Genomic DNA, 19,457 nt, shown 5'->3' with positions numbered 1-19,457 from the left:
GCGCCAGCAGCTGCGCGAGTCGCGACGATTTCATCGCCGCGCGGCGCCGATTTGTGGCGCGGGCGACACACTGGGCGCAACTTACGAAAAACCCACATAAACCGGCCACATTTGGCACGGAAAAGCGGATTTGTCCGAGCGCGAGATGGGGACTGGTGAACCGCCCCACGCAAAGCGACGGACCTTAACCTCCCGCTTACCTTTTGTTTCCTCCTTGGAGAGAACAGGATAGAAGCGGCATGAGACCACCCAAAACAGGTTTGCTCGATGGACTTCCGCATTTCGGCCGATGATCGCGTAGGCGCCCAGCCCAACAGGACGGCGAAGCCGCACGCGCGCGCGCCCAAAGGTCAGCGCGTCGAGCCGAGCCTTGGTCAATCTGTCGGCAGCTTCGTCGATGACGAACGCTCGGGCGGCCCTATCGGCGGTGGTGGCGGTGGCGGCAAGCCGCCGCGGGGCAAGAAGCCCTCGCGCGCCGAAAAGGAGCCGCGCCGCGGCAAGGCCGAGACCGCAAAGCCCAAGAAGCGCCGCTCGCGTTCGGGCGGCTTTCTCATGGGCCTCTTGTGGTGGGGTTTTGTCGCCTGCCTGTGGGGCGGGCTCGCCGTCATTGCCGTCGTCGTTTACTACGGCGCGCAGCTGCCCTCATCGACCAGCTGGGCCATTCCCGATCGCCCGCCCAATATCCGCATTCTCGCGGCCGACGGCAGCCTGATCTCCAATCGCGGCCAGACCGGCGGCGAGGCCGTGACGTTCCGCGAACTGCCCCAATACGTGCCGGCCGCCTTCATCGCCTCGGAAGACCGCCGCTTCATGACCCACTTCGGCGTTGATCCCGTCGGTCTTGCCGCCGTCGCCGTCGAGTCGCTGCAAGCGCGCGGAGTGACGCGTGGCGCTTCGACCATCACCCAGCAGGTCGCCAAGAACCTCTTCCTCACCCCTGATCAGACCTTGGGCCGCAAGGTGCAGGAAGCCATTCTCGCTGTTTGGCTCGAACAGAATTTCACCAAGGAAGAAATTCTCGAACTCTATATGAACCGCGTCTATTTCGGCTCTGGCGCCACCGGCATCGAAGCGGCGGCGCAGACCTATTTCGGCGTTTCGGCGCGCAATCTCTCGCTTGGCCAGGCCGCCATGCTGGTCGGCATCCTGCCTGCGCCATCGGCCTATAACCCCAAGGCCAATCCGCAGCGCGCCATCGAGCGCCAGCGCCTCGTGCTCAATTCCATGGCCGAAGAAGGCTATATCACCCGCGAGGAAGCCGACGCCGCCCAGATCGACTCCAGCCAGGAGACGGTGCGGACGGTCGTTGCGGGTTCGGAATCCTATGTCGCCGACTGGGTCGAAAGCCTGATGACCTCCTATATCGGGGAGATCAAGGACGACGTCGTGGTGCAGACCACCATCGACTGGAAGATGCAGAAGGATGCCGAGTTCATCGTCAAGGAAGCGGTGGCCAACGAGGGCAAGAACCGCGGCTTCAGCCAAGGCGCGCTTGTCGCCATGGACGTCAACGGCACCGTGCGCGCCATGGTCGGCGGCGTCGATTATCAGGCGAGCCAATATAACCGCGCCGTAACCGCAAAGCGTCAGCCCGGCTCGACCTTCAAACCCTTCGTTTATATGGCGGCGATGGAAAAGGGCTATACGCCCGACACTTTGGCCGAGGACGCCCAGTTCGAGTATAACGGCTGGAGCCCCCGCAATGCCTCCGGCAAATATGCCGGCACGGTAACGCTGCGCCAGGGGCTCGCCTATTCGCTTAACACCATTGCCGGGCGTCTTGCTATCGACGTGACGCCGGAAAAGGTCATCGAGGTGGCAACGCGCATGGGCATTTCCTCGCCCATGACTCCGGTGCCGTCGATCGCGCTCGGTACGCAGGAAGTGAACCTGCTGGAGCTGACGTCGGCCTATGCTCCCTTCGCCAATGGCGGCATGGGCGTCATCCCCAACGTGATCACCAAGATCACCGGCAAGGATGGCAAGGTGCTTTATGAAGCCTCCGACGCCGGCCCGGGCCGCGTCGTCGATCCCAACGTCCTCGCCGAAATGAACGACATGCTCGAAACCGCGGTGGAAGTGGGTACGGGCAAGGGCGCCAACCTCGGCGGATGGGAATTCGGCGGCAAGACCGGCACGAGCCAGAACGCCCGCGATGCGCTTTTTGTCGGCTATACCTCGGCCATGGTGACCGGCGTATGGCTCGGCAACGACAATGACACCAAGACTACCCTTTCCGGCGGCAATGTGCCGGCGCAGATCTGGTCCGAATTCATGACCAAGGCGCATGCGGGGCGCTCGCCCGTTGCCATCCCCGGCGGCTCCTACCAGGGCCAGGTCGTCGCCCAGCAGCTTGTCGACCCCAATACTGGCCAGCCGGTGATCGACCCCACAACGGGCCAGCCACAGGTGCAATATGTCGATGCGGGCACGGGCCAGCCGGTGCAGACCACGACCGATCCGGCAACGGGCCAGGTCGTCGCCATTGATCCCGCCACTGGCCAGCCGATGCAGGGCGCAGCGCCGATTGCAACCGGTGCTGCCAATCCGACGATCTCCACCGGGCAGATGACGGATCCCAATACCGGCCTGCCGGTGGGGCAGGCGGTCGATGGTGGGCAGATCCAGTATGACGCGAACGGTCAGGCGATTGATCCCACGACCGGCTTGCCGCTGCAGACAGATCCCAATGCCGGGTTCGACAATTCGGCGCCGATCGATCCGCAGACCGGCCTGCCGATGATGCTCGTCGTCGATCCCGCCACCGGTCAGCAGGTCTGGGTGCCGAGCGCGCCGGCGACCGGCCAGCCTCAGCAGATCCAGGGCCAGCCGATCCAGCAGACCGATCAGTTCGCTCCGCCTGCGGCGGTCGTCGAACAGCCGCCCGATTACCAGAACCAGAATTCCCAGCGCACCTTGATGGATCTCTTGTTCGGCAACTAAAACAAGCCCCCGCGTCAGCGGGGGTTTTCGTTTGGCCGTTATGACGGGTCAGGCTTGCGGGAAAGGCTTGTCGGGTGCACATCAGAACTTCCATTTCAGCCCACCGGATACTTTCATGACCACGCTGTCCGACTTTTCCCTGCCGCTGCTCGGCGGCGCGCCGCAAAGCCTAGCCGACTATGCCGGTTCGGTGGTTCTGGTGGTCAACGTGGCGAGCCAATGTGGCTTGACCCCGCAATATGCCGGGCTCGAAGAGCTCTACCGCGCCTATAAGGATCGCGGCTTCGTTGTACTTGGCTTCCCCTGCAATCAGTTCGCCGGCCAGGAGCCGGGGACGGACGCCGAGATCGCAAGCTTCTGCGAGGTCAATTATGGGGTGACCTTCCCGGTCTTTACCCGGATCGATGTCAATGGCGACGACGCCCATCCGCTTTATAGGTGGCTCAAGGAATCCGCCCCGGGGATTTTCGGCAGCGAAGCCATCAAGTGGAATTTCACCAAATTCCTCGTCGGACGGGATGGGCGGGTGGTCGAGCGCTATGCCCCGACGATCGAGCCCAAGGACATCGCGGGCGATATCGAAAAGCTGCTTTAAGGCCCTTTGCAGTTTGCTGTCAGCCAGATTGCTTTGCGTCCTAAACCCTCTAGTTTAGGGCGGCGGAGCAGGAGGGCGGGCCGTGGCCGATATTCTCGATTATTGCAAGGATCTGAAGACGTCGCGCTTCAAGCCTGGGCAAGTGATCCTGCCCAAAGGCGAGCGGCGCGGAAAACTCTATGTGCTGGTCGAGGGGCAGGTCGAGGTGATCCGCGAGCGCGCCCAGGTCACCCATGTCGACGAACCTGGCTCATTGTTCGGCGAGATGGCGGTGCTGCTCGACATGCCGCATTCGGCAACGGTCAAGGCGCTTTCGGACGTGACCGCCTATGAGATCCCCGATGCGCTGACGTTCCTCGACGGGCATCCAGAATTTTCGCTCCATATCGCCACCATGCTGGCAAGGCGGCTTTATTATACGACATCCTATCTCGTCGATTTGCAGCAGCAGGCCGCAGGCAAGCGGCAGGATCTCGATCTCGTCGATCAGATCCTGGCAAGCCTCATCGATCCGGACAAGGCCGGCAATTAAGGAACATGACGGACATTTTGGCCAAGCCTGCGGTGACCATCACCTATTGCACTCAATGCAACTGGATGCTGCGCTCGGCCTGGATGGCCCAGGAACTGCTGTCCACTTTTTCGATCGAAATCAAAAGCGTCACCTTGGTCCCTGGTACGGGGGGCGTCTTCGAAATCGCCATCGATGGCGAACTTTTATGGGAGCGCAAGCGCGACGGCGGTTTTCCCGATAGCCGCGTGCTCAAGCAGATGATCCGCGACCGCATCGATCCCGAGCGCAGTCTCGGCCATGTCGATCGCGTCGGCAGCGATTGATAAGGCACCATCTTGCAGTCGGGGCAGGGGCGGGCCATGTCTTGGCCATTGTTCCGGAGGTGCCCTATGAAGATTTTTGCCCGCTTTGCGGTCGTGACCGCAGCCGTCCTCGCCCTTGCTGCTTGCGGCGACAGCCGTGAGGTTGGCAGCGTCGGTGTCGACTGGACCGGCAACGACATTTCCATCGAAGCGGTGGCAGACGCGGATGTTCAGGGCGTCGTCTGCCATCTGGCATTCTTCAATCGCTCATTCATCGATCGCATCAGCCAGGGGAACTGGTTCGAGGATCCCTCTTATTCGGCCCTCGATTGTTCGGCCGTCGGACCGATCACCATCGGCGATATCCCGACAAGCGGCAGCGAAGAGATCTTCAAGGAAGCGCGGTCGCTGATCTGGAAGTCGCTGCGGGTAACCCGGATCTATGACGCGACCAACAATTCGCTGATCTACCTCGCCCATGCGCGTCAGATCCAGCAGGGTTCGGGGAAGATGAGCCTGTCGGTCATTCCGCTCAACGGGCTCGATGTCACCTGGAAAAATGGCGCACCTGCAAGCCAGGGCGCGGTTTCCGGCTCGGTTGTCGTACAATAGAAAAAGGCCCGCCGAAGCGGGCCTTTGATCATTAGTTGGAGTCGCTTTCCTCGGACTCGACGATATTGGTGCACCCGCCCGGGTTCTGGTCGTCGATGGCACGGGTGCCTTCGGAAGAAGAACCAGAGTCACCCGATGTCGTTTCGGACGAGAGCGATTCATTGGGTGGGGTGGCGCCGGCGCCCTGTTCGATGAGGCATTCCTCTGGATTTGTCGCGTCAGAATTGGTGGCGTCCTGCGCAAAGGACATCGAGACGCCGCCAAGCGAAAGGGCGAAAGCGGTGGCAAAGGCAATGGCTGTGGTCTTCATCAAAACTCTCCAAAATCGCATAGGGAATAAGTAGTACTTCACCAAGCCAACGCATGACTTGGCCAAGGGTTTCCGATCGACTGGTCGTACAAGTTTACCGACCGCAGGGTATGCCGCTCATTTTGTCGCCTGCTCGTCCGGCGAACGCGGCTAGGATCGCATTGCGCCATGCGCGCAAAAGCCGCGAAAGATTTTCGCGCTCCACCCCTTCATTGCCCTGCGAACAGTACGATATTCTCAAGCGAACCGATGCGGTCCGAGGACCGAAAAAGGAAGAACGACATGGCAATCCTGATTGGCGATACCGCGCCCGACTTCACCCTCGAATCCACCGAGGGCACCATCCACTTCCACGACTATATCGATGGGTCTTGGGCGGTGCTGTTCAGCCATCCCAAGAATTTCACCCCGGTCTGCACGACCGAACTGGGCTATACCGCCAAGCTCAAGCCCGAATTTGATAAGCGCGGCGTCAAGGTGCTCGGCCTGTCGGTCGACAAGCTCGAAGACCACGGTGGCTGGGCGCGCGATATTGAAGAGACCCAGGGCGCCTCGCTCAACTTCCCCCTTCTCGCCGATACCGAAGGCAAAGTGGCGCGTCTTTACGACATGATCCACCCCAATGCCGACAATACCCTGACGGTACGCTCGGTCTTCGTGATCGGACCGGACAAAAAGGTTAAGCTCAAGATCGAATATCCTGCCTCGACCGGCCGGAATTTCGATGAGGTGCTGCGTGTCATCGACAGCCTGCAATTGACCGCCAAGCATCAGGTCGCAACCCCGGTCAACTGGAAGAATGGGGACGATGTGATTATCGTCCCGGCTGTTTCCAACGAGGTCGCCAAGACCAAATATCCGGAAGGTTGGAAGGAACTGAAGCCCTATCTTCGCATTGTTCCTCAGCCACGCGGATGACGCTTCGGCACCTGTCTTCTCCCTGACTGACCTGGGCGATGGTTTCCATCGCCCTTTTTCTTTGTCCAAATCACTGATTTTCCTGCCACATTTGACGCAGATTTTGCGCCGCAAGGGGCCTTTGCCCGTTATTCACAGGGCAGTTCGCCTCGAAAATGGGAGTTTCTGACAGTTTGTTGAAACCGTTGCCGGGTCGCCACAGTGAACAAACTGGTTTCTAGAATCCTAATAATGCAGGTCTCTAAAGTCCGATTGAAGCAACTTTTGAGATTCAGTTTCTACTGAACCGCCAAATCTCGCTCTATGGTTAACAACTGCATATTCATTGATTGCGGCTTCAGTGCAACAGATTGGGCATTGTGACCCAAGTGCCCACATTCAGGCCGCTCCGCCTCAATATCAACGGCTCATCGATAACTTCAGTGAGCATTGACCATTGACCAGAAGAGCCGTTCTCGTCGCCGCAGCGGCGGCTGCCCTCGTTCTTTCTTCCTCGGCAGCCTACGCCCAATGTGGTGGCGCTTCCTGGTACGGCCCCGGCTTTAACGGCAAGCGGGCGGCATCGGGCGAAATCTTCAACGAAAACGCCATGACGGCGGCGCATCGTTCCCTTCCCTTCGGTACCAAAGTTCAGGTCGTCGACCAGAACACCGGAAAAGCCATAGAAGTAACGATCAATGATCGCGGACCGTTCCACGGCAAGCGCATCATCGATTTGTCCAAGGCCGCAGCCACCGCGCTCGGTTTCCGCAATCGCGGCACGACCTCGGTCTGTCTCGAAGCGATGTGAGCATAAAGCTCCACCCGATGCAAAAAGGCCGCCCCGGAGGCGGCCTTTTTCTTTTCTGGCAATCAAAATGGTCAGGCGTCCTGCGGGCCGTGCCGGAGGATTTTCTCGATCTCTACCATCACCTCGGCCGGAAGCGGGCCTTTTTCGAGGGCTCCAAGATTGTCCCGGACTTGTGCTTCAGTCTTGAAGCCTGGGATCGGTATGGTCCTTTCCGAGCGGGCAAGGTTCCAGCCAAGCGCCCCTTGCGCAACGCTGCGGCCGCCGGTGCATAAAAGATCGCGCAGGGCATCGACGGCCCCAAGCGTTTCGGGCTTTGGTCTCCCGTCGGTAAAGAACCGGACCCAGGAATGGCCTGCCGCCCGGACGTCATCCTTCCCGAGTTGGGAGTTGCTAGTGAACTTGCCGCTCAACATGCCCATCGCCAGCGGCGAGCGGTTGAGGCTTGCAAGATCGGCCTCGTTGCAGAGCGCCAGCATTTCGGGACCATCGGCGAGAACACTAAGCTCCTGCTGCACGGCGGCAAAATGCGGAAACTTCAGCATGCGCCGCACAGCAGCGGCATTGTCGGTACTCCAGCCCCAGGCGCGAATCCGGCCGCTTGAGGCCAAGGCCTCAAGCGTCTCGCCGGCCCGGTCCGCCGCGTCATCCGTCAACTCCCCGACATGGATCTGGTAGAGGTCGATATAGTCCGTGCCAAGGCGCTTGAGCGATTTTGCAAGCGCCCATTCGATATAGCTAGGCGAGACATCGACAGCGACCAGCACCTTGTTCCGCTCGTCATAGGTAAAGCCGAATTTCGTGGCGATGATTGCCTGGTTGCGCCGGCCGTTGAGCGCACGGCCGATGATGCTTTCGCTATGGCCGGTGCCATAGGCGTCGGCCGTGTCGAAAAGATTGGCGCCAAGATCCAGCGCCAGTTCGATGCAGCGCACCGATTGGGCATCATCGACCTGGCCCCAGCCATCCTGCCGGCCATCGAGAGTGAAGGCGCCTCCGATAGCCCAGCAGCCCATCCCGATCGGGCTCACGGAAGGACCCTTCCGACCGAGTTGTCGCTTCGCAATCATTTACGCAAGCCGTCGATGGGTTGGGCGGCAACGAAGTCGCCGATGTCAGCGCGGCTGGTGCCGATATCGTCAAGGATGTGGTCATCCAGCAGGGCAAGTTTGCGGCGAGTAGCACTGCGAATGCGCCACACGATGAGACGATGAGCAATGGGCTTGAACATGATTTGGCTCCTCTGGTTTTCGGCAAAGCGACACCGGGTGCAGCGCCTGGGATGCTGCGTTTCAGATCTGTCGCCATATGCCGGGTTTCCGGACCGCTAATGTGCGATCTGATGCCCAAGAATTGCCGATCTCCTTAGTTTCGTGCTACAGTTGAGATCGCAATGCACTTTTCATAAATGCTAAATGGACTTTTCCTGGGACGATCTGCGGCTCTTTCTTGATGTGGCGCGCCTCGGTGGGCTCAGCGCTGCAACACACACGACGCGCCTGTCGGCCGCTACGCTCGGCCGGCGCATTACGGCGCTCGAGCGACAGATGGGTGAGCCGCTATTCGTGCGTAGCCAGACGGGCTACCAGCTGACCCAGGCCGGCGAGGATCTGCTCAGCCGCGCCGAAGACGTCGAAACCGCGATGCTGACGCTCAAGCGCTGGAAGGATGGCGCCATCGGCGAACGCGTCGTGCGCGTTTCGGCGGGGCCCTGGACGTCGGCTTTTCTCGCCCGGCATGTCGATCGCATCTGGACCGCTGCGGACCGGTTCGCGCTTGAGCTCGTTACGGCCAATCAAAAGGTCGATATCGGCCGGCGCAATGCCGATATCGGCATCCGCAACCAGCGGCCCACCGAGCAATGGCTCGCCGGCCGTCTCATCGGCAAGGTGGCTTATGGACTTTATGCGCGGCCCGAAATGGTCAGCGGGGTTGCTGCCGGCTATTTCGTCGGCGTCGCGGGCGAGGGCAGCCAGACCAATTCGGCGCGCTGGCTGCAGGCGCGTCACGCCGACCGCATCGCCATACGCGGCAATGACGCCATGAGTGTTTTAGAACTCGTCGCCGCCGGGGCCGGAATTTCGGTCTTTCCCTGCTTCGTCGGCGACGCCGATCCGCGCGTATCGCGCATGGCTGCGACCATACCCGAGCTCGAAACCGAGCAATGGCTGGTCTGTCACCATGAAGAGCGGCACACCCCGGCCGTGCGCATCGTCAATGATCGCATCGCCGCCCTCATGCACGATCATGCTCCCCTCTTTCGGGGAGAAAAACCGCATAGGGGCAAATCCCAAGGCAAAACGTTAGGTTTGCGTTAGGGGCTGGGGCCTAGCATTCGCCACGGGAATGCAGCAGGGACAGCGGTGCTATGAAAGCATACGCCTATGTTGTCGGGCCACAGGACATGGCCTGGCAAACGCTATTCGACATGTCCAAGGATCTCGATCTTGCCGGCGTGTCGGACTATCGGGGCTTATCCCAGGTCGAGCAGCAGGCAGGGCAAACCCCGGTCTGTTATTTTCTGTTTTCGGCCGTGAAAGATCTTTCGCAGTTGCGGCCCGTGGCCCATGCCATCCGTTTCTCGTCCTCGCCGCTCATACGCTTTTCGCCCATGGTCTATTGCGCTGAGGAGCCGTCGATCGAAACGGCTGTCGCCTGCATCAATATGGGCTTTGACGACGTGGTTGCCCTGCCGCAGACCAAGGCCAAGCTTGCCGACCGCCTGGCTCGTCAGGTCGATCGCAATCTCGTCTTTTATGAAAGCCAGGGTTATTTCGGGCCCGACCGGCGCAATCGCGTCGCCGAACGGACGCAGCGCACGGCCAAAGCGCCCGGTGGACCATTCCGGCGGCTGGAGATCGTCCGCAGTCTTCTCGATGGCGTTTCGGTATTGCGCGACGACGTTGTCGCTATACCGGCTGTGGCCGCAATGCAAACGTTGCAATAAACTCTTTTGGCCCCATTTCACTTGCTGCTGAAATCGCCTAACGTCCCTCTGGTCTGATCTCTAGAGCATTTCCCAGTCATGCGATTCGGCATTGATTTGCCGCCCCAGATCAAGGTTTTTGGGGCGTTTTTTGTTTATTCGTTTTGCATGGGCAGCATTTTCCCGCGCCTGCCCGATATCCAGACCGCCATGGGTGTGGGCGAAGGCGCGCTTGGGCTTGCTCTGATCGGTTCGGCCTGTGGCACATTGATTTCACTGACCTTTGCCGGCCATTTCGTTGAACGGATCGGCTATCGCCGTGTCCTTCTTTCGGCCATTCCGCTCTTGTCGGTGCTGTATGCTTTGGCCAGCTGGGCGCAGACCCCGCTCGCCTTCTTCCTCCTTCTCGTGCCAGTGGGCCTCACCATCGGGACCATCGAGATCATCATCAATGTCGAAGCCGATCGCGTCGAACATGCCATCGGCCGGCGGATCATGAGCCGGGCTCACGCCTTCTGGTCGCTCGGCTTTTTTGCAGCTGGCCTTGTCGGCTCCTTCATTGCCCAATCCGGCCTTGAAGTGCATATCCATCTGATGCTGATGATCCCGGTCGTGATCCTTGCGACCCTTCTGGTGCTCGGGCGGTTCGAGCCTGCGCCGCACCGGAGCGGCGGCAGCGTCGACGAGCCGCCGCGTTTTGCCCGCCCGACCCTGCCTATCATGGCGCTGGTCGGCGTCTGCCTCTCTGCCATGCTGATGGAAGGCGCCGGCATCGACTGGTCGGCGATCTATATGCGCAATCTCTTCGATGCCGAGCCCTTCTTTGCCGGGCTTGCCGTGGCGACCGTCGCCGGCTCGCAGGGCGTGGCGCGATTTTTCGCCGATAGTTTCGTCGAGCGGTTCAGCCCCGTCCTTGTCGCGCGCGCCTTGCTGACGCTCCTCGGCATTGGCGTCCTTCTTGCCTTCTTCGCTCCGGTTGCCTGGGTGGCCTATCTCGGCTTTGCCCTGATCGGGGTTGGTTCGAGTGCGCTGTTCCCGCTCGCCATGTCGGCGGCCGCGCAACAAACCGATCGTCCCGCTTCGGTCAATGTCGCGGCGCTCGCGCAGTTTTCCTTCACCGCCTTCCTGCTCGGGCCACCGCTTCTTGGCTATATCGCCGAGCATTTCGGCATTCAGTGGGTCTTCGGCGTCGGCTTCCCGCTCGTGCTCCTCGGCTTTGTGACAGCGCACGTCCTCGGGCCAAAGCCCATCGCGCGCGAGGTGACCCCGTGATCCAGCCGCAGCACCGCATCTATGCGAGCTTTTTCCTTTTTGCCGTGACAACCGGCGCGCTCATGGCGCGCCTCCCCGATATCCAGTCGCACCTGCAGATTTCCGAGGGCCAGCTTGGCCTGACCATGATCGGCATGTCGATCGGCTCGCTGATCTCCCTGACCTTCGGCCCGCCCTATATCGAACGGCTCGGCTTCCGCACGACCGCGCTGTTCACCGTCCTCGGCCCGGCCGTGCTCTTTGCTACCATTCCCTGGCTGCCGGTCGCCCCGGCCATGTTCGCCGTGCTCTTTGTCGCCGGCCTTCTTGCCGGTGCGCTCGAGATCAATCTCAATGTCGAGATCGACCGGCTCGAAATGCAGACCGGCAAGCGCTTCATGAACCGTGCGCATGGCTTTTGGAGCGTCGGGTTTTTCGTCACCGCTCTCTTCGGTGCCATGATCCGCCAATCCGGCATCAGTGCCGCCTGGCACCAGGGCATCGTCGCTTTGATCGTCGTCGCTGTCGGCGGTTATCTCCTGTTTGGTGCAACCGCCGCGCCGAGACCAGCGCGCGCCGAAGGGCAGGCCGGTCACGGGTTCGCTTTCCCCAATTGGGGTCTGTTGCCGCTTTGCCTTATCGGCTTTGCCGCCTTCCTCGTTGAAGGCGCAGGGATCGATTGGTCGGCCATCTATATGCGCAACGTCTTTGCGGTCGAACCCTTCGTTGGCGGTATGGGCCTGACGCTCTTTGCCTTCTTCATGGCCGCGATGCGCCTTTCGGCCGATCCCATCGTTGCCCGTTTTGGTCCGCGCAATGTCGCTATGGTCATGCTGACGGCGGCCAGCGGTGGCGCACTGCTTGTGGGCACAGCGCCCTCCCCTGAGCTGGCTCTGGTTGGCTTTGCGCTCATGGGGGCCGGCTGTTCGGCGGTTTATCCGCTTGCCGTTTCGGCCGCTGCGCAAAGGACCGATCGGCCCGCCGCGGTCAACGTCGCGGCCATCGGTCAGGTCAGTTTCGTCGTCTTCTTCCTTGCTCCCCCACTCTTGGGCTTCGTTGCCGAATATCTCGGAATACGCATGTCCTACCTCATCTGCCTGCCCTTGCTGATCGCCGGCCTTTGGGCGTCGAGCTTCGCGCTCGGCACGAGGAAGGTCGAGGCCCCGCATGGCATGCCGCCCGAACCGCTCGGGCCCAATGGCTGACGAGGGGCAGCACAACGACCTGCCCCCGATTGTCGACCTCCGGCAATCGGCCACGGCCTTGCGCGTCCAGCGCGGCGTCATGCGCATGCTGCGCGAGCGACATGACATGGCCTGCTATGCCGAAGTGCCGCTCAGCAATGGCCGGCGCGCCGACGTTCTGGCCGTCGGGCCCAAGGGAGAGATCTGGATCATCGAGATCAAATCGAGCCTCATTGATTTCCAGGTCGATCGGAAGTGGCCCGAATATCGAGAATTTTCCGATAAGTTCTTTTTTGCCAAGCCGCCCGAGCTCGATGGCGAAATCTTTCCCCAAAGCGAGGGGCTCATCGTCGCCGATGGGCACGATGGCGCAATTCTGCGGGACAGTCCCGATACTCCCCTAGCCCCCGCGCGCCGCAAGGCCCTGATTCTCAAGCTTGCCCGCCTCGGAGCCGATCGCATCCATGCACTGATGGATCCGGGCCCCCGCTGATTTTATGACACTTAACTCGACCCGCTGGCGTATCGTCGCCCTGTTCTTCACCCATGCCTTGGCGGCAGGCGCCATCCATACGCGTATTCCGGACCTACAGGAGGCTATGGGACTTTCCGAGGGCCAGCTGGGTCTTGTGCTCATGGGCCAGCCGCTCGGTGGGCTTGCAATGTTCCTCTTTTCAAGCGCCATCATCGAGCGCTTCGGGCCGCGGCGCACCATTCTGGCTGTGCTGCCCATCGTCATCATCACAGCGGCCTTGACGACCGTCTTCTTGACGCCCTTTGCGCTGTTCGCGCTGCTCGCCATCAACGGCACCGGCTTTTCGCTGAGCAATATTGCGATGAATGTCGAAGCCGACCGGGTCGAGGCCGGCTCCGGGCAACGCGTGATGAACACCTGTCACGGGACCTGGAGCGTTGGGTTCTTGTTGACTTCGCTTCTGGGGGCCGCCCTGCGCGGTCTTGGCGTGTCACCACAGGTCCATCTTTGGGCAATGGTTCCCTTGCTGCTAGCCCTGCTGCTCTTCGTCGTCGTGCCCATGGTGCCGATGCCCCCGCGCGCCTATACCGGCGAAAAGGCCAAAAAGCTGGCTCTGCCAACCTTGGCGACGCTCGGTCTCGTCGCCTTCGGCCTTGGCGCCGGGTTGACCGAAGGGGCTTCGCGCGCATGGTCGATCATCTATCTGCGCGACAGTTTCGATGTTCCGGCTTTCGTCGAATCCCTGGCCTTGCCGGCATTGCTGGTTGCCATGGCTATCGGCCGGCTGGCCGCCGATCGGTTCATCGACCGGTTCGGCCCGGTGGCCGTCGCCCGCACCCTGGCATCGGTCGCCGTCGCGGGCATGGGCCTGACGGTAGTGGCGCCCAATGCCTATGTCGCCCTTTTCGGTTTTCTTGCCGTCGGCATTGGCATTTGCGTGCTTTATCCGCTGATGCTGTCCGCTGCCGCCCGTCTTGGTGATCGGCCGGCTTCGCAAAACGTTGCGGCGACGACGCTGATATTCCAGCTCGTCAATCTCGGCGCGCCGGCCTTGATCGGTGCGGTGGCGCAGGGTCTTGGTGTGCGCATGGCCTTTGCCTTGCTCATTCCCCTTCTTGTCCTGACTTTCGCCATGGCCGGACGGTTGAAGCCAAAATCGGCTTGAACTCGACCTCTGTCGAATTCCGGCTTCCTCGTTCGTCGGCATGAAGACAGGCGCATTGTCAGCGCCTGGCACTCAGTCGGATATGGACCCAAGAGGAGAGACCGAATGACCTATGTCGATGGATTTGTGGCCGCCGTACCCAAGGCCAACAAGGACAAGTATGTCGCTCATGCCAAGGCGGCTGCCGCGCTCTTCAAGCAGTGGGGCGCGACACGCGTCACCGAAAATTGGGGCGATGCGGTGCCCAAGGGCGAACTCAACGACTTTTACACCGCCGTCCATGCCAAGGAGGACGAAGTCGTGGTGTTCTCCTGGATCGAATATCCCGACAAGGCCACCCGCGACGCCGTGCAGCACAAGATGATGAACGACCCCGAGATGCTCAATGTCCCCGACATGCCCTTTGACGGCAAGCGCATGATCTTCGCCGGCTTTGCCAACCTGCTCGACGTATAGAGGCAATCAGCGCGGCGCGCGCTTGGCGAGAATTCGCTGCAGCGTGCGCCGATGCATATTGAGACGCCGGGCTGTTTCGGAGACGTTCCGGTCGCAAAGTTCGTAGACGCGCTGGATATGCTCCCAGCGTACCCGGTCGGCCGACATTGGATTTTCTGGCGGCTCCGGCTTGTCTTCGCCGGTTGCCAGCAGCGCATTGATCACATCGTCGGCATCGGCGGGCTTGGAGAGATAATCCATCGCCCCCAGCTTCACGGCGGTGACGGCCGTGGCGATGTTGCCATACCCTGTCAGCACCACGGCGCGCGCGTCAGGCCGCTTCTGATGCAGGGCCGAAACCACGTCGAGCCCATTGCCGTCCTCAAGCCTGAGGTCGACCACGGCAAACGCGGGCGGCTGTTCGTTCACTGCCGCGATCCCATCGGCAACCGAACTGGCAATGCGTACCGTAAAGCCGCGCCGGTCCATGGCGCGTTCAAGGCGGGAAAGGAAGGCCGTGTCGTCATCGACGAGCAACAGGCTGGGATCGGCGGCCAACATGTCTTCGAGCGTGTTCATGACCATTTCCATAAGGCTTTGCCACGGTAACGTCAAAACCCAAGGCTTGGATCGTATCAGGCGGCTTGTCGCGGCCAGGTGATGTGGACACGCGCATGCCCGGTCGGCTTTTCATTGGCAAAGCTGAGCCGTGCGCCGGTGCGTTCGAGAAGGGTCTTGGCAATGAAGATGCCAAGGCCAAGTCCACCCGGCTGATGCGCGTCGGACCCGTGCGGATCGCGCGGGCGGCTCGTCAGATAAGGCTCGCCGAGTCGGGCGATGAGCTCGGGGGCAAAGCCTGGTCCATCGTCGCTGATCGTGACGCTGATCGTTGCCTGGTCCCAGGCCGTGTCGATGCGCACGGTTTCCTTGGCAAAGTCGGTCGCATTTTCAATGAGATTGCCGAGCCCATAAAGCAGGCCCACCGAGCGCGGAAAAACGGGCGGCGCGCCGATTGCGCGCTCTGAGTAGAACAGGATCGCCTTGCCATGGCCCTCATGCGGCCGGGAAACCTCGGCGAGGATGTCGGTCAGCGGCGCTTCGGCAAAGGGATCTGCCGGATCGCTGCCCAGATTGCGCAGCTTTGACAGGATGGCCCGGCACCGCGCCGCCTGCGAGATGATGAGCTCGACGTCTTCAGCCAGCGCACTGCCTTCCTCCGCTTCGGCCCGCATTTCCTTGGCTGCCAGCGCAATGGTCGAAAGCGGCGTTCCCAGTTCATGGGCTGCCGCGGCAGCAAGGCCATCGAGCGCCGTCAGCTGCTCGCGATGCGAGAGCGCCAGTTCCGTCGCCGCCAGGGCATCGGCGATCAGGCGCGATTCATGCGCGACGCGGATCGTATAGGCGGCAATGAAGGCAATGCCGCAAATGATTGAGACCCAGATGCCGATCACATAGATGCGGTTGAATTCCAGAGCCTCGCCCGGCAGCCAGGGCAGCGGCATGTGCATCACCGCGATCAGCGAGGCGACAACGGCGGCGAGCACCGAAATCAGCAGCGTCTCGCGCGGCGGCAGCGTCGTCGCCGAAACCGAAACCGGTGCCAGGAGCAAAAGCGAAAAGGGATTGAGAAGGCCCCCGGTCAGCGCCAGGAGGCCGCCGAGCTGACAAAGATCGAAGGCGAGCTGGATGGCTGCAAATTCCGGCGAGAGCTGGCCCTTGGCGCCATAGCGCAGATAGAGCCCGACATTGAGCGCCGCCGAGAGCGCGATGAGCAGAAGGCACTGCCAGAGCGGCAAGGGAAAGCCGAGCCCCATCTGCACGAACAAAACGCCGATCGTCTGCCCCACAACGGCAAGCCAGCGCAACAGTACCAGCGTTTGCAGCCTCAGGGGGCGCCAGTGCGAAATGTCTTCGCTTTGGGAAACGGCCAGTGTGCTCATGCGGAACCGGAACGGCGATGCGCCGCATAGGAAGAAAAAATCGTCATTTCAAGCCTAGAAATCCCATAGGCACATTCTTGATCCTGACCCAGGGAGGGCCACGTTATGCGCATCGTGACTGGGAGAACGAAACGACATGAACACAGCAATCATCAAACCGCAATGGTCGCCGCTGACCATCGCCCTCATGGTTATGGGCTTCATCATCTTCTGGCCTCTGGGCCTCATGGTGCTGGGCTATATCCTCTGGGGTGAAAAGTTCGGCGGCTCCGCCGAAAAGGCACAGGCATACTGGAACAAGGGATGCGGCTTTATGCGCTCGAACAAGAAGCATTTTTCCGGCTTTAACCGCGATTATTCGACCTCGGGCAATGCAGCCTTCGACGACTATCGCGCCGAACAGCTGCGCCGTCTCGATGAAGAGCGCGCGCGCCTCGATGCCGAAGTCGACGCGTTCCAGGAGTATATGGCCAACCTGCGCAAGGCCAAGGACCGCGAAGAGTTCGACCGCTTCATGAGCGAGCATCGCGGCAATCGCCAGGGCTATGGCGAAAATACCCCGCCGGCCAACAACTGGAACAATAACGGCTAAGATCACGCCGTCCCTCCCCGAAACTCCAAGTGAACTGGCGCCCGCAAGGGCGCCATTTTTGTTCGGGTGGCGGGGGTGGGGATAAGTTTTATCGGCTTTGCCGCCGAACCGCACTAAACTCACCACAATTGATTCTGCGGCGCCATGTTCTCATTCCTCCGTCAGCCCCCGAAACCACCCAAGAGCGTGACCGTCGAACTCGATGGCCGCCCGGTCGAAGTTGCGGTAAAACTCAGTAAGCGCGCCGCGAGTTTTCGCCTGTCGCTTCCGGCGGCGGGGCCGCTTCTGACAATTCCCGAACGCGCCCGCTGGGCCGATGCCGAGGCGTTTCTCCTAAAGCACCGCAACTGGCTTGCCGCGCGGCTTCCCCGCGCCGCCAAGCGGCAGACATTGGAGGCCGGCGCCGAAGTGCCTTTGCGCGGTGTGCCGCATCTTGTTGTCGGCACGGGGAAGCCACGCGGCCGGGTGGAAATCGTGCCGCAGTTCGATCTGCCCGAACTGCATGTTCCCGGAACGCCGGAACATCAGCCGCGTCGGCTCTTTGATTGGCTGAAAGGCGAGGCCCTCGCCGATCTCACCGCGCGCAGCGGTGTTCATGCCGCGCGCCTTGGGGTGACGGTCAACGACATCAAGCTGCGCAGTCAGTCGAGCCGCTGGGGGTCGTGCTCGTCGACCGGCTCGATCAATTACAACTGGCGGCTGATCCTCGCGCCGCCGTTCGTCCTCGATTATGTCGCCGCGCACGAGGTCGCGCATCTCGTCGAGATGAACCATTCCGACGCCTTCTGGGCGACCGTGAAGCGGACGCTGCCGGAGATGGAGCGGGGGCGGGCGTGGCTAAAAGCACACGGTCGCGAGCTGATGGCATGGGAGCCGCCCGGTTCCGGCGCCTGAGGCTGCGATTTGCCCCCGTGCTGCCGCAATTGGCCGCCAGCAACTTGGGGACATGCAGCGCCTCGCCCTTCTCATCGCGATTCTTTTGGCCTTTGCCGCCACGGCGGGAATGACGACCGGCCATGCGCATCGCTATGTGGCAACGCCGATCGTAGTGCTCAACCACGTCGACGCCGAAAACCAGCCGATCCGCGTCACCGTGAACGTGCAGCGCGGGGAGATCGACCTTGGCGCCGGCATCGTCATGCCCTGCGGCTATCACCTGGCCGTTGCGGTTGCTCCGCCCTGCCTGCCGCCGGCGCCGGAGGCGGAAGAAACCGCCGAAGTTCCCGCCAAAACTTTTCGCGCCTGGAGCGGCAGCATGCGGCTGCGGCCCCCGATAAAAATCCTCGCCTGAACACGACGCTCGTTCTGCTCTGTTTTAGCGCCTCCGCGTGAGGCCGAGGATAATTATGACCGATATTCTTGTGAGCGCGACGCCGTCGCGCCGTACCGTGCTGGCCGGGTTTGCCAGCCTTGCCGCGCTGGCGCTTGCCGGCTGCACGACCACCGGCGCGTCGCGCCCCACGGTGGCGACTGCCGAGCCGCCGACGCGGGTCGTGCCGCCCGAGGTGCTCGCCATGTATGGGCCGCTGCCGAACGAGGATTTTCTCATTCCCGCCGCGCCCATTCACCTGCTCGACCCCATCTATTGGCGGCAGGAGGTCGACAACACGACCGGCGAGGCGCCGGGAACGGTGGTGGTCGATACGGCCAACCGCTTCCTTTACTGGACCATGCCCAATGGCCGGGCCATGCGCTATGGCGTCGGCATCGGCCGGGCGGGGTTCGAGTGGAATGGCCGCGCCCATATTGCCTACAAGCGCAAATGGCCGACCTGGACGCCGCCGTCCGAAATGGTCGACCGCCAGCCCGAACTGGAAAAATATCGCCATGGCCAGCCGCCGGGGCTCGACAATGCGCTGGGGCCGCGCGCGCTCTATATCCACCAGGGCAATCGCGACACGCTTTATCGCCTCCATGGCAATATGGATGTCCATTCGATCGGCAAGGCCGTGTCATCGGGCTGCGTGCGGCTGCTCTATCACGACGTGATCGACCTTTATGAGCGCGTGCCCCATGGGGCGCCCATCGTCGTCATCGCCGATCCCGCCGCCGCTGCCGCGCTGCCGCCAGCGGCCGCGTGACGTGCCGAAGCGCCCGCGGGGTTTAAACCCCGCGGGTGTTTTCTGGAATTCAGGCAGTCCCGCGGTGGCATTTGCCTCCTTGGGGTAGTTAAAACGGGGCAAAAGCCACCGCGGGAAACCGGCGTTTTAGGACAGCATCCACAGCGCCCCTTTGATCGCTCGTCGCGAGGCGGCCGATGCCCGAACCCGCAATCCATGCGAAAGGACCGCGACCGGCTCACCCCGCCCAGTTCGCATGCAGTCTGCCCGCGCGAGGTGATGGCTGAACTATAGTCCGGTCCCCGGAAGCGGGGATAAGTTGTCAGCGCGTAGCCGAGGCCGTTACGGCTTGAAGTTCCATGGCATGAGGTCTGCGATCTGGCTGTTTGGCCAACCGGCGGCGATGCTCTTGAGGGTTTGTGCCAGCCAGGCATTGGGGTCGACGCCG

The 19,457-nt window shown here is 61.7% G+C and carries 24 protein-coding genes; 18 read left to right on the top strand and 6 right to left on the bottom strand.

The genetic code is table 11. The annotated features are described in order from the left end of the window. Positions 1–267 precede the first annotated feature (267 nt). From VW35_RS09085 to VW35_RS09065, 5 genes are all read left to right on the top strand, one after another. Entirely contained in the window at positions 268–2,943 is a 2,676-nt protein-coding gene (locus VW35_RS09085; protein ID WP_052951610.1) for a transglycosylase domain-containing protein, read from the top strand. 115 nt (positions 2,944–3,058) lie between these two features. Beyond that, complete coding sequence (locus VW35_RS09080) at positions 3,059–3,538, top strand: glutathione peroxidase (RefSeq protein ID WP_046142750.1); 480 nt, start codon at positions 3,059–3,061, stop codon at positions 3,536–3,538. An 82-nt stretch (positions 3,539–3,620) separates the two neighbouring features. Then, on the top strand, positions 3,621–4,070 hold the full coding sequence (locus tag VW35_RS09075; protein ID WP_052951609.1) for a Crp/Fnr family transcriptional regulator: 450 nt from the start codon (positions 3,621–3,623) through the stop codon (positions 4,068–4,070). A gap of 5 nt (positions 4,071–4,075) precedes the next feature. Beyond that, a complete protein-coding gene (locus VW35_RS09070) occupies positions 4,076–4,375 on the top strand; it encodes an Rdx family protein (RefSeq protein ID WP_046142749.1) in 300 nt (99 codons plus the stop codon). Positions 4,376–4,441: 66 nt separating this feature from the next. Further along, positions 4,442–4,966: a CreA family protein gene (locus tag VW35_RS09065; RefSeq protein WP_046142748.1), complete on the top strand. Its 525-nt coding sequence runs from the start codon at positions 4,442–4,444 to the stop codon at positions 4,964–4,966. Between the two features lie 31 nt (positions 4,967–4,997). Here VW35_RS09065 and VW35_RS09060 read toward each other — a convergent pair whose 3' ends face one another. Continuing rightward, on the bottom strand, positions 4,998–5,276 hold the full coding sequence (locus tag VW35_RS09060; protein WP_046142747.1) for a hypothetical protein: 279 nt from the start codon (positions 5,274–5,276) through the stop codon (positions 4,998–5,000). A gap of 282 nt (positions 5,277–5,558) precedes the next feature. Between VW35_RS09060 and VW35_RS09055 the strand changes: the two genes are divergently transcribed. Continuing rightward, entirely contained in the window at positions 5,559–6,194 is a 636-nt protein-coding gene (locus tag VW35_RS09055) for a peroxiredoxin (protein WP_046143021.1), read from the top strand. A gap of 436 nt (positions 6,195–6,630) precedes the next feature. Next, complete coding sequence (locus tag VW35_RS09050; RefSeq protein ID WP_046142746.1) at positions 6,631–6,984, top strand: septal ring lytic transglycosylase RlpA family protein; 354 nt, start codon at positions 6,631–6,633, stop codon at positions 6,982–6,984. 71 nt (positions 6,985–7,055) lie between these two features. On the opposite strand, the gene VW35_RS09045 is transcribed toward VW35_RS09050, so the two are convergent. Both VW35_RS09045 and VW35_RS20990 read right to left on the bottom strand, forming a co-directional pair. Further along, positions 7,056–8,051 (bottom strand): aldo/keto reductase, encoded by a 996-nt coding sequence (locus VW35_RS09045; protein ID WP_046142745.1) that lies wholly within the window; start codon positions 8,049–8,051, stop codon positions 7,056–7,058. Beyond that, entirely contained in the window at positions 8,048–8,212 is a 165-nt protein-coding gene (locus VW35_RS20990; RefSeq protein ID WP_083982602.1) for a DUF1127 domain-containing protein, read from the bottom strand. Before VW35_RS20990 ends, VW35_RS09045 begins: the two co-directional genes overlap by 4 nt. 184 nt (positions 8,213–8,396) lie before the next feature. Here VW35_RS20990 and VW35_RS09040 point away from each other — a divergent pair, with 184 nt between their 5' ends. From VW35_RS09040 to VW35_RS09010, 7 genes are all read left to right on the top strand, one after another. Further along, complete coding sequence (locus VW35_RS09040) at positions 8,397–9,299, top strand: LysR family transcriptional regulator (protein ID WP_046142744.1); 903 nt, start codon at positions 8,397–8,399, stop codon at positions 9,297–9,299. Between the two features lie 50 nt (positions 9,300–9,349). Continuing rightward, a complete protein-coding gene (locus VW35_RS09035) occupies positions 9,350–9,928 on the top strand; it encodes a P-loop NTPase family protein (RefSeq protein WP_046142743.1) in 579 nt (192 codons plus the stop codon). 78 nt (positions 9,929–10,006) lie between these two features. Then, positions 10,007–11,179 (top strand): MFS transporter, encoded by a 1,173-nt coding sequence (locus VW35_RS09030; RefSeq protein ID WP_046142742.1) that lies wholly within the window; start codon positions 10,007–10,009, stop codon positions 11,177–11,179. Further along, positions 11,179–12,363, top strand: a complete 1,185-nt coding sequence (locus VW35_RS09025; protein ID WP_244465877.1) for an MFS transporter — start codon at positions 11,179–11,181, stop codon at positions 12,361–12,363. The genes VW35_RS09030 and VW35_RS09025 overlap by 1 nt, the downstream gene beginning before the upstream one ends. Next, on the top strand, positions 12,356–12,835 hold the full coding sequence (locus tag VW35_RS09020) for an MmcB family DNA repair protein (protein WP_046142740.1): 480 nt from the start codon (positions 12,356–12,358) through the stop codon (positions 12,833–12,835). The genes VW35_RS09025 and VW35_RS09020 overlap by 8 nt, the downstream gene beginning before the upstream one ends. Before the next feature lie 4 nt (positions 12,836–12,839). Next, a complete protein-coding gene (locus tag VW35_RS09015; protein WP_046142739.1) occupies positions 12,840–13,982 on the top strand; it encodes an MFS transporter in 1,143 nt (380 codons plus the stop codon). A gap of 105 nt (positions 13,983–14,087) precedes the next feature. Beyond that, complete coding sequence (locus VW35_RS09010; RefSeq protein WP_046142738.1) at positions 14,088–14,438, top strand: DUF1428 domain-containing protein; 351 nt, start codon at positions 14,088–14,090, stop codon at positions 14,436–14,438. A gap of 6 nt (positions 14,439–14,444) precedes the next feature. Here the strand turns inward: VW35_RS09010 and VW35_RS09005 are convergent, their stop codons facing one another. Continuing rightward, positions 14,445–14,996 carry an ActR/PrrA/RegA family redox response regulator transcription factor gene (locus VW35_RS09005; RefSeq protein ID WP_083982656.1) on the bottom strand — a complete coding sequence of 184 codons (552 nt, stop codon included), beginning with the start codon at positions 14,994–14,996 and terminating at the stop codon, positions 14,445–14,447. Positions 14,997–15,052: 56 nt separating this feature from the next. Further along, the gene (locus VW35_RS09000) at positions 15,053–16,357 is read right to left on the bottom strand and encodes an ActS/PrrB/RegB family redox-sensitive histidine kinase (RefSeq protein WP_046142737.1); all 1,305 of its coding nucleotides are present in this window, start codon (positions 16,355–16,357) and stop codon (positions 15,053–15,055) included. 136 nt (positions 16,358–16,493) lie between these two features. Between VW35_RS09000 and VW35_RS08995 the strand changes: the two genes are divergently transcribed. The 4 genes from VW35_RS08995 (at position 16,494) to VW35_RS08980 (ending at position 19,030) form a co-directional block, all read left to right on the top strand. Further along, positions 16,494–16,949, top strand: a complete 456-nt coding sequence (locus tag VW35_RS08995; RefSeq protein WP_046142736.1) for a DUF2852 domain-containing protein — start codon at positions 16,494–16,496, stop codon at positions 16,947–16,949. A 144-nt stretch (positions 16,950–17,093) separates the two neighbouring features. Further along, positions 17,094–17,843, top strand: coding sequence for a M48 family metallopeptidase (locus tag VW35_RS08990; RefSeq protein WP_046142735.1), 750 nt, complete (start codon positions 17,094–17,096; stop codon positions 17,841–17,843). Positions 17,844–17,895: 52 nt separating this feature from the next. Next, the gene (locus VW35_RS08985) at positions 17,896–18,240 is read left to right on the top strand and encodes a hypothetical protein (protein WP_046142734.1); all 345 of its coding nucleotides are present in this window, start codon (positions 17,896–17,898) and stop codon (positions 18,238–18,240) included. Positions 18,241–18,295: 55 nt separating this feature from the next. Continuing rightward, a complete protein-coding gene (locus VW35_RS08980) occupies positions 18,296–19,030 on the top strand; it encodes a L,D-transpeptidase (RefSeq protein ID WP_046142733.1) in 735 nt (244 codons plus the stop codon). 321 nt (positions 19,031–19,351) lie between these two features. Here VW35_RS08980 and VW35_RS20985 read toward each other — a convergent pair. Next, the coding region (locus VW35_RS20985) for a transposase domain-containing protein (RefSeq protein ID WP_152662541.1) at positions 19,352–19,457 on the bottom strand (106 nt) is incomplete at its 5' end.

This window comes from Devosia soli, from assembly GCF_000970455.1.
Lineage (GTDB): Bacteria > Pseudomonadota > Alphaproteobacteria > Rhizobiales > Devosiaceae > Devosia > Devosia soli.
This window is presented reverse-complemented; position numbering and strand designations above follow the sequence as displayed.

Excerpts from the sequence above, each read along its gene's own strand:
- VW35_RS09085 (WP_052951610.1), top strand. The coding sequence starts at position 268 with ATGGACTTCCGCATTTCGGCCGATGATCGCGTAGGCGCCCAGCCCAAC.
- VW35_RS09080 (WP_046142750.1), top strand. The coding sequence starts at position 3,059 with ATGACCACGCTGTCCGACTTTTCCCTGCCGCTGCTCGGCGGCGCGCCG.
- VW35_RS09070 (WP_046142749.1), top strand. The coding sequence starts at position 4,076 with ATGACGGACATTTTGGCCAAGCCTGCGGTGACCATCACCTATTGCACT.
- VW35_RS09065 (WP_046142748.1), top strand. The coding sequence starts at position 4,442 with ATGAAGATTTTTGCCCGCTTTGCGGTCGTGACCGCAGCCGTCCTCGCC.
- VW35_RS09060 (WP_046142747.1), bottom strand. The coding sequence starts at position 5,276 with ATGAAGACCACAGCCATTGCCTTTGCCACCGCTTTCGCCCTTTCGCTT.
- VW35_RS09055 (WP_046143021.1), top strand. The coding sequence starts at position 5,559 with ATGGCAATCCTGATTGGCGATACCGCGCCCGACTTCACCCTCGAATCC.
- VW35_RS09045 (WP_046142745.1), bottom strand. The coding sequence starts at position 8,051 with ATGATTGCGAAGCGACAACTCGGTCGGAAGGGTCCTTCCGTGAGCCCG.
- VW35_RS20990 (WP_083982602.1), bottom strand. The coding sequence starts at position 8,212 with ATGTTCAAGCCCATTGCTCATCGTCTCATCGTGTGGCGCATTCGCAGT.
- VW35_RS09040 (WP_046142744.1), top strand. The coding sequence starts at position 8,397 with ATGGACTTTTCCTGGGACGATCTGCGGCTCTTTCTTGATGTGGCGCGC.
- VW35_RS09035 (WP_046142743.1), top strand. The coding sequence starts at position 9,350 with ATGAAAGCATACGCCTATGTTGTCGGGCCACAGGACATGGCCTGGCAA.
- VW35_RS09030 (WP_046142742.1), top strand. The coding sequence starts at position 10,007 with ATGCGATTCGGCATTGATTTGCCGCCCCAGATCAAGGTTTTTGGGGCG.
- VW35_RS09020 (WP_046142740.1), top strand. The coding sequence starts at position 12,356 with ATGGCTGACGAGGGGCAGCACAACGACCTGCCCCCGATTGTCGACCTC.
- VW35_RS09015 (WP_046142739.1), top strand. The coding sequence starts at position 12,840 with ATGACACTTAACTCGACCCGCTGGCGTATCGTCGCCCTGTTCTTCACC.
- VW35_RS09010 (WP_046142738.1), top strand. The coding sequence starts at position 14,088 with ATGACCTATGTCGATGGATTTGTGGCCGCCGTACCCAAGGCCAACAAG.
- VW35_RS09005 (WP_083982656.1), bottom strand. The coding sequence starts at position 14,996 with ATGAACACGCTCGAAGACATGTTGGCCGCCGATCCCAGCCTGTTGCTC.
- VW35_RS09000 (WP_046142737.1), bottom strand. The coding sequence starts at position 16,357 with ATGAGCACACTGGCCGTTTCCCAAAGCGAAGACATTTCGCACTGGCGC.
- VW35_RS08995 (WP_046142736.1), top strand. The coding sequence starts at position 16,494 with ATGAACACAGCAATCATCAAACCGCAATGGTCGCCGCTGACCATCGCC.
- VW35_RS08990 (WP_046142735.1), top strand. The coding sequence starts at position 17,094 with ATGTTCTCATTCCTCCGTCAGCCCCCGAAACCACCCAAGAGCGTGACC.
- VW35_RS08985 (WP_046142734.1), top strand. The coding sequence starts at position 17,896 with ATGCAGCGCCTCGCCCTTCTCATCGCGATTCTTTTGGCCTTTGCCGCC.
- VW35_RS08980 (WP_046142733.1), top strand. The coding sequence starts at position 18,296 with ATGACCGATATTCTTGTGAGCGCGACGCCGTCGCGCCGTACCGTGCTG.